At 67.9% G+C, this 13,320-nt stretch carries 12 protein-coding genes; 1 reads left to right on the top strand and 11 read right to left on the bottom strand.

Annotated elements, in window-relative coordinates:
- The first annotated feature begins 71 nt into the window (after positions 1-71).
- Entirely contained in the window at positions 72-1,214 is a 1,143-nt protein-coding gene (locus OC184_RS03290) for a DegT/DnrJ/EryC1/StrS family aminotransferase (RefSeq protein ID WP_265505766.1), read from the top strand.
- Here the strand turns inward: OC184_RS03290 and OC184_RS03295 are convergent.
- From OC184_RS03295 to OC184_RS03345, 11 genes are all read right to left on the bottom strand, one after another.
- A complete protein-coding gene (locus OC184_RS03295) occupies positions 1,160-2,824 on the bottom strand; it encodes a GMC oxidoreductase (RefSeq protein WP_265505796.1) in 1,665 nt (554 codons plus the stop codon). The genes OC184_RS03290 and OC184_RS03295 overlap by 55 nt on opposite strands.
- A 458-nt stretch (positions 2,825-3,282) precedes the next feature.
- Positions 3,283-3,840: a biotin transporter BioY gene (locus OC184_RS03300; RefSeq protein ID WP_265505767.1), complete on the bottom strand. Its 558-nt coding sequence runs from the start codon at positions 3,838-3,840 to the stop codon at positions 3,283-3,285.
- 10 nt (positions 3,841-3,850) lie between these two features.
- Entirely contained in the window at positions 3,851-4,450 is a 600-nt protein-coding gene (locus OC184_RS03305) for an energy-coupling factor transporter transmembrane component T family protein (RefSeq protein WP_265505768.1), read from the bottom strand.
- On the bottom strand, positions 4,425-5,165 hold the full coding sequence (locus OC184_RS03310; protein ID WP_265505769.1) for an energy-coupling factor ABC transporter ATP-binding protein: 741 nt from the start codon (positions 5,163-5,165) through the stop codon (positions 4,425-4,427). The genes OC184_RS03305 and OC184_RS03310 overlap by 26 nt, the downstream gene beginning before the upstream one ends.
- A gap of 387 nt (positions 5,166-5,552) precedes the next feature.
- Positions 5,553-6,344, bottom strand: coding sequence for a metallophosphoesterase family protein (locus OC184_RS03315; protein ID WP_265505770.1), 792 nt, complete (start codon positions 6,342-6,344; stop codon positions 5,553-5,555).
- A gap of 4 nt (positions 6,345-6,348) precedes the next feature.
- Positions 6,349-7,299: a diacylglycerol/lipid kinase family protein gene (locus tag OC184_RS03320; protein ID WP_265505771.1), complete on the bottom strand. Its 951-nt coding sequence runs from the start codon at positions 7,297-7,299 to the stop codon at positions 6,349-6,351.
- 61 nt (positions 7,300-7,360) lie between these two features.
- Complete coding sequence (locus OC184_RS03325) at positions 7,361-7,561, bottom strand: formate dehydrogenase subunit delta (RefSeq protein ID WP_265505772.1); 201 nt, start codon at positions 7,559-7,561, stop codon at positions 7,361-7,363.
- The gene (gene fdhD / locus OC184_RS03330) at positions 7,551-8,375 is read right to left on the bottom strand and encodes a formate dehydrogenase accessory sulfurtransferase FdhD (RefSeq protein WP_378926612.1); all 825 of its coding nucleotides are present in this window, start codon (positions 8,373-8,375) and stop codon (positions 7,551-7,553) included. Before fdhD ends, OC184_RS03325 begins: the two co-directional genes overlap by 11 nt.
- 3 nt (positions 8,376-8,378) lie before the next feature.
- The gene (gene fdhF, locus OC184_RS03335) at positions 8,379-11,318 is read right to left on the bottom strand and encodes a formate dehydrogenase subunit alpha (RefSeq protein ID WP_265505773.1); all 2,940 of its coding nucleotides are present in this window, start codon (positions 11,316-11,318) and stop codon (positions 8,379-8,381) included.
- Entirely contained in the window at positions 11,315-12,832 is a 1,518-nt protein-coding gene (locus tag OC184_RS03340) for a formate dehydrogenase beta subunit (protein ID WP_265505774.1), read from the bottom strand. Before OC184_RS03340 ends, fdhF begins: the two co-directional genes overlap by 4 nt.
- The gene (locus OC184_RS03345) at positions 12,829-13,302 is read right to left on the bottom strand and encodes a formate dehydrogenase subunit gamma (RefSeq protein WP_265505775.1); all 474 of its coding nucleotides are present in this window, start codon (positions 13,300-13,302) and stop codon (positions 12,829-12,831) included. Before OC184_RS03345 ends, OC184_RS03340 begins: the two co-directional genes overlap by 4 nt.
- Positions 13,303-13,320 lie beyond the last annotated feature (18 nt).

Below are 13,320 nucleotides of genomic sequence, written 5' to 3' on the forward strand. Positions count from 1 at the left end.
CGCCCCTTCCGGGGTGCCAGAACGGACACAGGTCGCGCGCCGTCCTGTACCACCTGCCATAGGAGCAAACCGTGCCAGATGTCGGCCTGAGAGAATGGATCGCGGCCGGACGCGCGATCGCCAGCGGTCACCTGTTGCGCTATGATCCGGGCGCGAACCTGACCTCCCGGTTCGAAAAGGAACTGGGTCAGACGGTCGGGGCCAGCCATGTGCTGGCCGTCAACTCTGGCTCCAGCGCTCTTGTCGCGGCGCTGGCCGCGGCCGGCATCGGTCCGGGCGACGAGGTCTTGGTCCCGGCCTATACCTGGATGGCGACGGCCGCCGCGCCCGTGCAGGTCGGCGCCGTTCCGGTGCTTGTCGACATCAACGAGACCCTGACCATCGACCCCGAGGACATCCGCGCGAAGATCACGCCCTATACCCGCGCGATCATCCCGGTCCACATGGTCAACGCGCCCTGCGACATGGACGCGATCATGTCCATCGCCAAGGAACATGGCCTGATCGTCATCGAGGATTCCTGCCAGGCCGTCGGCGTGCCCTACAAGGACCGCCACTGCGGGGCGATCGGCGACCTGGGCACCTTCAGCTTCAACAAGATGAAGAACATGAACATCGGCGAAGGCGGCGCCGTCCTGACCAACGACGAGCGGTATTTCATCCGCGCCCGAAGCTATCACGACCTGGGCTCGCTGGTGCGCCAGCACGGCGACCGCCTGAACGAGCCCGAGTTCGTGGGGATGAACTTCAAGGTGACCGAGATCGACGGCGCCATGCTGAGGGTCCAGCTGCGCAAGGTCGTCCCGATGCTGCGCCGGATGCAGAAGCGGCGCGCCGTTCTGGCCGATATCCTGTCGCAAAGCGACGAGTTCACCGTCACACCGCACAACGACCCCGGTTCGGCCGTCAGCCTGTCGATCCTGGCGCCGACGCGCGAGAAGGCAATCGAGCTGACGGGCCGGCGCGGCGTTCACAACCGGCTGCGCGACAGCTCGAAGCACCTCTACACCAACTGGGAGCCGATCCTGCAGAAGCGCACGTTCCACCCCAAGATGAACCCCTGGGCCTGGGCCAAGCGCGAGATCAACTATACGCCCGACATGTGCGCCCGCACGCTGGATATCCTGGACAGGACCTGCATCGTGACGCTGGGGCTGCGTTACCCCACCCCGCTCATGGCCCTGATCGCCCGAAAGCTGGCCCGCGCGGGCTGATCGCCGGCCGCCCAGGCAGCGTCCGCCGGACGTTCCGTCGACTCGTCATGGCGCGCGGCCGCAAGTGCGGCGGCGCGCGCGGTCAGCGCCATGATGGTCAGCGTCGGGTTGTGGACATGCTGCCGCGGGAACGAGGCAGCGTCCGTCACGAAAAGACCCGGAACGTCCCAGCATTCGTTGTTCTGATCGAGGACCGAGGTGGCGGGGTCCGTCCCCATCCGGGCCGTTCCGCATTCGTGGACGCTGGTCCCGCCCGGCGACAGTTCGTTGTTCACGACCAGCCCCGACAGGCCCAGGTCACGGGCGAGGTCGCGGATGATCGCGGCTTGGCGCTGCGCCATCTCGTGCTGCCGATCAGAATGCTGGAAGCGGATCACCGGCACCAGCATGCCGTGCCGGTCCCGCCGCGACGGTGACAGGGTGACCCGGTTCCCTTCGTCCGGCAGCATCTCGGCGAACGAGACGATGTCCACACGCGCCCCGCCGCCGGGCCTGGGGTGGATATGGATTTGCACCCCGATCGAGCCGCCCAAGGTTTCGTGCGGGGGGATGTGGATGCAGCGGCCGGGTTCGGACTGTTCGGGCAGGACATCGTCAAGCCTGGCGCAGAAGCCGTGCCCGCTCATCACCGCGTGATCCATCAGGTAGCGGCCAAGCGCAGGCGAGCCGGTGCCCGTTCCCGAACCCGCGGAGGGCATGCGGGACAGCATCAGAAGGCGCGTGCTCTCGATCGCCGAGGCGCAGAGGAACACGATGGGCGCATGGGCGCGGCGGACGCTGCCCGTGCGGCTGTCGATCCATTCGACCCCCTCGGCGGCCCCGCCAGGGTTCTTCAGGACGCGCCGCACGACGGCATCCGCCTGGCAGGTCAGGCGCCCGGTGGCGGCGGCCTTGTCCAGCCATGGCAAGGGCGGCGCGAACGTGCCGAGGACTGGCCTTGCCTCGGGCCACCGGGCGCGGATGATGTCCATGAAGGTCTGCTCGGACCCCGTGGGCTGCAGGGTTTCGGCCAGCCTGCTGCCCCGCGCGCCGGACGGCTGATGCGCCCCGCCCTTCAGCTGCAGCCTGTCCTCGACCCAGCCGTACCAGTCATCGAGGTCGTTCAGTCCGAACGGCCAGTCGATCCCGCTGCCGCTGCGGTCCTGCGCCGTCATCCCGGCAAGCCGGTAATACTGCCGGCCATGTCCCGGAACCAGCATGCGCCCGCCCGGGCGGCGCGACCGGAACCAGCTGAACCTGGTGCCCGGCTCGGTCTCATAGGGACAGTCGCGGTCGTCGACCAGGATGTCGGGGGCCATCGCCCAGGCGAACAGCCCCGACTGGACGGGCTGCCGGACCCGCCCCAGCCGGCGGAAGACACGTTCGCCCAGGCGCGCGACCTTGGGAGGAAGCCGCCGCTCGGCGCCGACCTTGTCCAGGAACCGGGCCAGGGCCGTCAGCGATCTGGTGACGGGATTGACCTGAGGGGTTCCGGCCGACCCGGCCTCGAATATCGCGACGTTGAGCCCCGCCTCGCACAACCGTGCCGCCGCAACTCCACCGGCCGCTCCGGCGCCTACGACGATCGCATCGAACCGGCTGCCATCCGCGATCGGCGCGCCATTCCACATGTCTGTCAATTTGGAAACTTTCAATAAGAACACTAAGCCATGTCCGGCTGCCCGGTTGAGCCATGGGCTTGATGGTGAGCCCAGTTCGCGCTTGTTTCCAGCCCCCACGGCCCGATTGGGCCGCCCTTCCTACAGTTTTCGACGCCGATGCGGCCACGGCCGCAACCGCGGGTGGAAGGCCTTTTGAGGCCCGCAACTCAGGCTATAAACGAAGGTTCCTGTTGCCGGATCTGCCGAATCACTTCCGAACAGCGGAACCCGAAGCGGGGAGCGATTCGGCATGTGGCGCCGTCCTGGTAGGCGGGATCGATGGGCGCTATATGGTGAACTAGCGGCACCGACAAAAGCCCACAGACGCGCCGCCACCAGCGCGTCTGCATCCTATGGCACCGACCGCCGGGGTCACGGGTGACGAAACCGGCTCAAGGTCCTCGAATGCCCGGTGCCCGAACCGCCACTCACCCCCGGTGCGCGCGGTTCCATGCGATCGCCTGGGGACGCGTCTTCGCAAGTGCCGCGACCAGCAAGCCAGTGATGGCGGCCTTCAGGATGTCGCCGGGGACGAAGACCAGCGACAGGACGAACGCCTCGGACAGCGTCCGCTCCAGAACGACCGACATGCCGACGATCCCGAAGGTGTAAAGTACCACGACACCGCCGATGAAGGCGCCAAGGCCAGCCGCGAGGCCGGCGTTGCGGATCGGCAGACGCTCGACGCAGAACCCGGTAACCGCTGCCGCCGGGATCATGCCCAGAAAGAAGCCGACGGTCGGCCCGGCCAGGACGCCCAACCCGCCGCGACCGCCCGACAGCAACGGCAGGCCCATGAGGACCAGGACGACGAACAGCGTCGCGGCCGCCGCGCCGCGCCTTGCGCCAAGGGCGGCACCCGCCAGCATCACGCCAAGCGTCTGCGCCGTGATCGGCACGCCGAACCCCAGGGTGATCGGGGGCACGACCCCCAGGGCCGCGATCAGCGCGGCAAACAGCGCCACATGGGCAACGCCTCTTTCCATGTTTTCCATCCTACTCCAGAAGACTGCGCGCACGGAGCGCGTCGGCAACGTGATCGGCCTCTTCGAAAGCCGAAAGCACAAGTGGCACCATCAACCGCCAGCCGGGCCGGCGCAGGGACCGCGCGCGCCAGGCCAGCGACAGCGCCGAGGCCCTGGCGACCAGCACCGGTGTGAAGCGCACGACCAGCGCGACCCCGATCTCGATCCGGTCGGTCCGCATGCCCAGGCGGCGCAGGGGTCCCAGCACACGGTGCAGCACGTCCATCATTTCGGCCAGGGTCGTCGTCATCGTGACCAGGTTCGCCAGCGCGACCAGCGTGACCATGCGCAAGACAATACGGACCCCGTCCCCCACGTCGCGGGTGACGGCATGCCAGAGCAGAAGGATCACCACGAAGGGCAGAAGCGGCCTCAGCGACCGCAGCCCCGCCTTCAGGAACACCCGCCCCGGCAGCGCATAAAGCAGCCCCACCACCGCAGCCGCCGCAAGCTGCACCGCGATGTCCTGGACGGGAAACAGCAGCGTCGTCGCGATGCAGACGGCCAGCAGCTTGCCCCCCGCAGGCCAGCGGTGGGCGCGGGTCCTAACCGGCGAGACGAGAGAGATCATCGGCTGCCCCCTGGCGACGCATGTCCGCGGCAAACTCACTCAGCATCGTGTCGGCAGGTCCGACGGCCCTCAGCCGCCCCTGGTCCAGCCAGAACACCTCATCATAACCCTGCAGGTCATCCGGGTCATGGGTCACGTGCAGCACGGCCACATCGGCCAGGGCCAGGTGGCGTCGCAGCTGCAGGCGCGTCGGAATGTCCAGTCCGGCGAAGGGTTCGTCCAGGATCAGCAGGCGCGGCCTCATGGCCAGAACCGACATCATGCAGAGCAGATGTTTCTGCCCGTGCGACAGCTGATCGACCACGGCATCGATCCAGTGCGACTTGCCGAAGCGGTCCAGGACCTGCAGCACGGTCGCGGCGGCATCCGCCTTGCCTTGGCCCATCTGCCGCAGCCCGAAGGCCATCTCTTCGCGCACCGTCGGGAAGATGATCTGATGCTCAGGGTTCTGGAACATCACCCCCACCGTGCGTAGCGCAGCCTTCCTGTCGCGGAACATGTCGTGCCCGGCGACGCGCAGGCTGCCGCCGCTCGGGCGCAGCAGCCCCGCGACGAGCCGCGCCAGCGTGCTCTTGCCAGAGCCGTTGCGCCCGACGACCCCGATCCGCCGGGCCGAGCTGTGGAGAGTGATGTCTGACAGGATCCTCCGCCCCGAGGCGTCGAAGCAGAGCTTGTCAGCGGCGATGGTCACGTGATCAGGTTCGCGCGGCGCCATCCTGCCCCTCCCTCCGACGGCATTCCCAGCAAGGCAGCGCGGTGCGGCACCCGAGAGCACAGGCGCCAGGCCCGCGTCCGATGCGTCCCGCTGTCTGCGCGATCATCCTCGTCCTCCGCAATCGGACTCGGCATCCGGAAGTGGAACGCGTCTACAAAGCCGTGGCGCATGGCGCAAGACCGTTCGCCAGACGTCCCGACTGAATCAGGGGTTGTTGCTGGCTTCATCAGCGGTCCTTGCCACATGGCGCCGGGCGCCGTCCACGCGACGGACCTGCTTCGCGGCTGCGGCGATCGTTCCCTGAACCCTATTCGTCAATCCGCAGATGTCGGCACACCACACGGAGATGGAGCGCGCGACAGCCTGCCGGTGCTGGCGGTTCCTCGGTCAGGCGCGCTGCCAGGCGCCGTCGATGCGCTGATAGCGAGCGACCTCTGGCTCCAGAAAGCCTTCGGCGGACATGGGGGCGACGTGGCGTTCAAGCCGTAGGCTGTCGCCGTCGATGTCCAGGACCGCGTATTCGTTCTGTCCGTCGCTGATCCGGGCGCAGAGCGCGGTGCCGGCCTGCAGTTGCAGCACACCGGGCCACCTGCCGGTATCAATCAGCGCGTCGACGTTGAAGCGGTGCAGGTGCCCCGACAACGCGATGCGGACGCCGGCGGCCTGCAGCCTGGACATGGCTTCATCGGCGCGGCGGGCGGGTTGCTTGTCCATCTGCGGCAGCTGCTCCAAGGGATGATGCAGGGCGATGACGTTGACGGCGTCAAGGTCCAGCCCCCTGATCAGCCGCCTGATCTCGCCCTTGCGGAACTTGCCGCGCTGCCAGCTGTAGGGGTCGGTGCTGTTGATGCCCAGCACCCGCACGTCGCGGGCCTGCCGCATCGTCTCGAGCGGCCTGCCAAAGCTTCGGCGATAGGCCGCGAAGGGCCTGAGCAGCCGGGCCAGCGGGTTGAAGGCGGGGATGTCGTGGTTGCCCGGCACCATCAGCATCGGCGCCTCGATCCGGTCCAGGAAGGCCCGCGCCATCGCCATCTGGCCGCGGCGCGCGCGGTGGGTCATGTCACCCGTCACGACCACGATGTCCGGCCGCGCCTCGGCGATACGCGCCAGAAGCGGCTCGACCAGGGCCTCGCGGTGAAAGCCGAAATGCAGGTCCGACAGGTGAAGAAGCCTTGTCATCGGGTCAGTCCTTCACGTCGGCGGTCTTGCTGACCCCATCAGCCGGCAGAAGCACGCGCAGACCGCCGTGGCGGACCTGCAGACGGAACGGGCTGGTCAGCACGGTCTTTTCGCCGTCATGGGCCACCAGCTGCCGCCGCTTGGGCGTCTCGATCTGCAGGTGGTCGGACAGGATCAGGTCGAAATCGTCGTTCTTTGCGCTGTGACCGAAGGCCAGCCGCAGGGCCGAGCGCATCAGCGGCAGCGGCTGCAGGGCCTTGGCGATCAGGACGGCGAACTTGCCGTCGCGGATGGCGTCCGCCCCTTCAAGGCCGAAGCTGTCCATCTGGTAGGCGCTGCGGGCCACGAAGACCAGCGCGCTTTCGAAGTGCCGTTCCTGGCCATCGACCCGCGCGACCAGCCGCATCGGGCTGCGCAGCCGGCGCAGCGCCACAAGCACCGACCAATAGGCCGCCACCCGCGACCGCCCCCAACGCTTGTAGATCCCCTCTCGCGTCTTCAGGATCTGCGGATAGGCGCCCAGACTGACATTGTTGAGGAAGATCAGGTCGTTCATGTCGCCAACGTCGACCCGGTCGACCCGCGCATCCAGAAGCGTGTCGAGCGCGTCCTCGATGGTCTCACCGACGCCCAGGTCCCTGGCGAAATAGTTGAAGGTCCCGCCCGGCAGCACGCCCATGACGACATTGGTCCCGGCCAGCGCGCCAGCCACCGCGGACTGCGTGCCGTCACCGCCCGCGGCGACGACCAGATCGAAGCCTTCGCTCGCAACCTGGCGCGCCAGCCCCGGAAGGTCGCTGCCCTTGACGCTCTGGCGCAACTCGAAGCTGCCGCAGGCGGGCTTCAGACGCTTTTCCAACTCGTCGACAATGGCGCGGTGCTTCTTCTTGCCCGAACCGCGATTCATGATGACGCAGACCCGGGCGCTGCCCAGATCGAATTTCTGTTGCTGCATGAAAGGCCTGCCCTGCCTGTCGTTTCCCGCAGGCAACCCCCGAACCGGCCGTTCGGTTGCATCAGAGCCGGCGCGCGGCCTCCTCGGCCGAGGGCTTCAGCCCCTTGCCGCCGGTTTCCAGATAGGTCAGCAGCTGCGCCCGCATTCGCGGTTCCCAAAAGTCGCGCAGGTGGTCGGCGATCTTGTCGGGCGCATCGCCGGGCTGGCTGTCGAAGAAGGTGGCAATCTGGTTGGCCATCATGACCATCTTTTCAGGCGACATCGGATACCTCGGCGCGCAGCCGTTCGGGGTGGCAGAACAGATCGAAACCCTCACCGCGGGCGAAGGCGGCCAGCGTGATGCCGGCACCCTCGGCCAGCCGCAGGGCATGGGCGGTGGGTGCCGAGACGGCGATCAGGACGGCGGACCCGGCCATGGCGCATTTCTGTACCATCTCGACCGAGACCCGGCTGGTCAGGACGAAGGCACCATCGCGGGCGGCGAGCCCCTGCCGCGCTATCGCGCCGATCAGCTTGTCCAGCGCGTTGTGGCGGCCGACATCCTCGCGCGCGAGGACGATCCCCTGCCCCGGCAGCAGAAAGCCCGCCGCATGGACCGCCCGCGTGCGGTCGTGCAGGGGCTGCCAGCCGCGCAGATCCTCGGCCGCTTGCGCGACCCGCTCGGGCGTCAGCGCAGGGCGCACGGTCGACAGGTCCGGCAGGGCACGCACCGCCTCGTCCAGGCTGTCGATCCCGCAGAGCCCGCAGCCGACCGGCCCGGCCATGAACCGCCGCCGCGCGGCCAGCGCCTCGGCGCGATCCTCGCTCAGCCACATCTGCGCCTCAACGCCCTTGGCGTGGTCCAGAACCTCCAGCCGCTCGATCTGAGACGGGTCGGTCACGATCCCTTCGGTCAGAGAAAATCCGACCGCGAAATCCTGAAGATCCGACGGCGTCGCCATCATGACGGCCTGGGTCGATCCGGCATAGACCATCGCCACCGGCGTTTCCTCGGGCAGCGCGCGCTTCACGGCGACGCGACTGCCCGTGCGGTGGTGCATGGCGTCCACGGACTGGACTGGCGGCGGCAGGCTCATCGGCTATTCCGCGGCCGACAGGATCCGCCGCGACCGCTCCGCCTGCTCGTTGTAACGCTCCTGCCAGTCCGAGGGCCCGTTCGACGGGCTGACCTGAACGGCGGTGACCTTGTATTCCGGACAGTTCGTCGCCCAGTCCGAGAAGTCGGTCGTCACCACGTTGGCCTGCGTCGCCGGATGGTGGAAGGTCGTATAGACCACGCCCGGCGACACCCGGTCGGTAAGCACCGCCCGCAGCGTCGTCTCTCCGGTCCGGCTGGCCAGCCGCACCCAGTCGCCCTCCGTCACGCCCCGAACCTCGGCGTCGTGAGGATGGATCTCGAGGACGTCCTCCTCGTGCCAGACGGTGTTCTCGGTCCGACGGGTCTGCGCGCCCACGTTGTACTGCGACAGGATGCGCCCGGTCGTCAGCAGCAGCGGGAAGCGCGGGCCGGTCCGTTCCTCGGTCGCCACGTACTCGGTGATGATGAAGCGGCCACGGCCGGCCTGGAACCCGTTCACGTGCATGATGGGCGTACCCTCCGGCGCATTCTCGTCGCAGGGCCACTGCACGCTTCCCAGCTCTTCCAGCCGCTCATAGCTGACGCCGGTAAAGCTTGGCGTGGTCGAGGAGATCTCCTCCATGATCTGGGCGGGATGAGTATAGCGCCAGCCGGCCCCCATCGCGTTGGCCAGCATCTGCGTGATCTCCCAGTCCTCGTATCCGTTGCGGGGCTGCATCACCTTGCGGACGCGGTTGATGCGACGTTCGGCGTTGGTGAAGGTGCCGTCCTTTTCAAGGAAGGACGATCCCGGCAGGAAGACGTGGGCATAGTTCGCGGTCTCGTTCAGGAACAGGTCGTGGACGATGACGCATTCCATCGCCTTCAGACCCGCCGCCACGTGATGCGTGTCGGGGTCCGACTGCAGGATGTCTTCGCCCTGGCAGTAGAGCCCCTTGAACGTGCCCTCCACGGCGGCGTCCAGCATGTTCGGGATGCGCAGGCCCGGCTCGGGGTCGATCTCGACGCCCCAGGCCTTCTCGAAGATCGCGCGGACATCAGGCAGCTTGACGTGGCGGTATCCCGGAAGCTCGTGCGGGAAGGACCCCATGTCGCAGGCGCCCTGCACGTTGTTCTGGCCGCGCAGCGGGTTCACGCCCACGCCGGGACGGCCGATGTTGCCGGTGAGCATCGCAAGGTTTGCGATGGCCATGACGGTGGTAGATCCCTGGCTGTGCTCGGTCACGCCCAGGCCGTAATAGATCGCGCCATTGCCGCCCGTCGCGAACAGCCGCGCCGCCGCGCGCAGCTCGGCTGCCGGAACGCCGGTCACGCCCTCGACGGCCTCTGGCGAATGACGGGGATCGCCGATGAACTCGGCATAGTGCTGGAACTCGTCCCAGTCGCAGGCCTCGCGGATATAGGCCTCGTCCATCAGGCCCTCGGTCACGATGACATGGGCCAGCGCGCTGACCACGGCGACATTCGTGCCGGGACGCAGCGGCAGGTGATGGGCGGCCTCGACATGGGCCGATCTGACGATGTCGGTCCGGCGCGGATCGACGACGATCAGCTTTGCGCCCTGGCGCAGCCGCTTCTTCAGGCGGCTGGCGAAGACCGGGTGCCCGTCCGTGGGGTTCGCGCCGATGATCAGGACGACATCGGTATGTTCGACGCTATCGAAGTCCTGAGTGCCCGCCGAGGTGCCGAAGGTCTTGCCCAGGCCATAGCCGGTGGGCGAATGGCAGACGCGCGCGCAGGTGTCGGTGTTGTTGTTGCCGAAGACCGCGCGGGTCAGCTTCTGGACCAGATAGGTCTCCTCGTTCGTGCAGCGGCTGGAGGTGATGACGCCCACCGACCGCCGCCCATGCTTCTGCTGGATGGCCTTCATCCGCGTGGCGGCAAACGACAGCGCCTCGTCCCAGCTGACCTCGCGCCAGGGCTCGTCGATGGTGTCGCGGATCATCGGGTTCAGGATGCGGTCCTTGTGGGACGCATAGCCATAGGCGAAGCGGCCCTTGACGCAGCTGTGGCCGCGATTGGCCTTTCCGTGCCTCCAGGGCACCATGCGGACCAGCTGGTCGCCGTTCATCTCGGCCTTGAAGCTGCACCCGACGCCGCAATAGGCGCAGGTGGTGATGACGCACCGCGTGGGTGTGCCCAGTTCGGCCACCGACTTTTCCTGCAGCGTCGCCGTCGGGCAGGCCTGCACGCAGGCGCCGCAGCTGACGCAGTCGCTGGACAGGAAGTCGTCGAACCCGGCCCCGGCGCTGACGCGGCTGTCGAAGCCGCGCCCCTCGATGGTGAGCGCGAATGTCCCCTGCACCTCCTCGCAGGCGCGCACGCAGCGCGAACAGACGATGCACTTGCTGGGATCATAAGTGAAATAGGGGTTGCTGTCGTCCTTGGGCAGGTATTGCGGATTGCCCGGCCCCTCGCGCAGACGCGCCTCGGACTGGGACCGCGCACCGATGCCCTTGGGGTCGAAATGGTTGTCGCCGGGGGTATAGCGGACATCGCGCAGGCCCACCTGCCCCGCCGCGTCCTGCAGTTCACAGTCGCCGTTGGCTGCGCAGGTCAGGCAGTCCAGCGGGTGGTCGCTGATATACAGCTCCATCACGCCCTTGCGGATCTTGCGCACCTTGGACGACTGGGTGTGGACCACCATGCCTTCGGTGACCGGGGTGGTGCAACTGGCGGGCGTGCCGCGCCGGCCCTCGATCTCGACCACGCACAGCCGACAGGAGCCGAAGGCCTCCATGTTGTCGCTGGCGCACAGCTTCGGAACCTCGATGCCTGCCTCGAAGGCGGCGCGCATGACCGAGGTGCCTTCGGGCACCGTCACCTCGAACCCGTCGATGGTCAGGCTGACCGGGGCGCCGCTGCGGGCGGGAGTGCCCATGTCGCGGTCGTCGAAGGGTTCGGCGCCGGGCGCGAACTGGGGGATGATGAAGTCTTTCATTCCGCTGCCTCCTTATGGGTGGCAAAATCATCTGGGAATTGCGTCAGGGCGGACATGACCGGATAGGGCGTGAACCCGCCAAGCGCGCAGAGCGATCCGTCCTTCATCGTCTCGCACAGGTCCGTCAGCAGATCGGCGGCGGCGGCGTCACCCGCCGCGATGCGGTCGATGGTCTCAACCCCCCGCACGGCGCCGATGCGGCAGGGCGTGCACTTGCCGCAGCTTTCCACCGCGCAGAACTCCATCGCGAAGCGTGCCATCTGCAGCATATCGGCAGTGTCGTCGAAAACCACAAGGCCGGCATGGCCGATAAGGCCGCCCTTCTGGTCGAATTCCTCGTATCCCATCGGGGTGTCGAACTTGCTGACAGGCATATAGGCCCCAAGCGGACCGCCCACCTGCACCGCCTTGACCGGACGCCCGGACAGCGTGCCGCCGCCGATATCGTTCACGACCTCTCCCAGGGTCATGCCGAAGGCCGTCTCGAACAGCCCGCCGTGTCGCACGTTCCCGGCAATCTGCAGGGTCACCGTCCCGCGCGACCGGCCGAGGCCGAAGTCCGCGTAATGCTGCGCGCCCTTTTCGAAGATCACCGGCACGGTCGCCAAGCTGATGACGTTGTTGACCACCGTGGGCTTGCCCAGGAACCCCTCCAGCGCAGGCAGCGGCGGCTTGGCGCGGACCGTGCCGCGCTTGCCCTCCAGGCTGTTCAGAAGACTGGTTTCCTCGCCGCAGACATAGGCGCCGGCGCCCGTGCGGATCTCCATGTCGAAGGCGCGACCGCTGCCCAGGACGTCATGTCCCAGCACGCCACGCTGGCGGGCGATGACGACGGCGGCCTGCATCACGCGGATCGCGTCAGGGTATTCGCTGCGCAGGTAGACATAGCCGCGCGTCGCGCCGACCCCCAGGCCGGCAATCGCCATGCCCTCGATCAGGGTGAAGGGATCGCCCTCCATGATCATCCGGTCCGCGAAGGTGCCGCTGTCGCCTTCATCGGCGTTGCAGACGATGTACTTCTGGTCGGCGACCGCATCGCTGACGGTCTTCCACTTGATGCCGGTCGGAAAGCCCGCGCCGCCGCGACCGCGCAACCCGCTGGCGGTCACCTCGGCCACAATGTCGGCCTGGCTCATGCCGATGGCGCGGCGCAGGCCGGCCAGGCCGCCATGAGCGGCATAGTCGTCAAGGTCCAGCGGATCGATCACGCCGCAGCGCGCGAATGTCAGCCGCGTCTGACGGCGCATCCAGTCCAGTTCCTCGACCGGCCCCAGCCCATTCAACTGGCCATCCAGCAGCGCCGGGACGTCGGCGGGCGACAGGGGGCCGTACGCCATCCGCCCCTCGGGCGTCTCGACCTCGACCAGAGGCTCCAGCCAGATCATCCCGCGGGTGCCATTGCGGACGATCTGCACGTCCAAGCCCCGCGCCTTTGCCTCTCGCGCCAGCGCATCGGCCACCTGATCGGCGCCAAGCGCCTTGGCGGCGCTGTCCATGGGAACCCAGATCTTCATCGCGCAGCCTCCAGTTCGGCGGTCAGGCGGTCGGCATCGACACGGCCGATCACCCGCCCGTCCAGCATCGCCGCCGGCCCGCAGGCGCAGAGACCCAGACAATAGACCGGCTCGACCGTCACGCCGCCGTCGGGCGTCGTGCCGTGCCAGTCCACCCCCAGCCGCGCCAGCGTCTCCGCCGCCACGCCCGCACCGCCGACCGACTGGCAGGCCTCGGCCCGGCAGATCTTCAGCACGCGCCGCCCGGCGGGATGGTCGCGGAAATCGTGATAGAAGCTGATCACGCCATGCACCTCGGCCCGGCCCAGGTTCAGCACATCGGCCAGCACCGGCACGGCGGCCTGCGGCACATGACCCCACACCTCCTGGATGGCATGGAGCATCGGCAGAAGCGGCCCCTCCAGCCCTGTCAGGGGCAGGACGACATCTCGGATTTCCTCCGCCGACGGGGCTGGCGCGTGATGGTGCATGGCTGGCCTTTCAAAGTC

Origin of the sequence: Paracoccus rhizosphaerae (genome assembly GCF_026162645.1) — a bacterium.
GTDB classification, from domain to species: domain Bacteria; phylum Pseudomonadota; class Alphaproteobacteria; order Rhodobacterales; family Rhodobacteraceae; genus Paracoccus; species Paracoccus rhizosphaerae.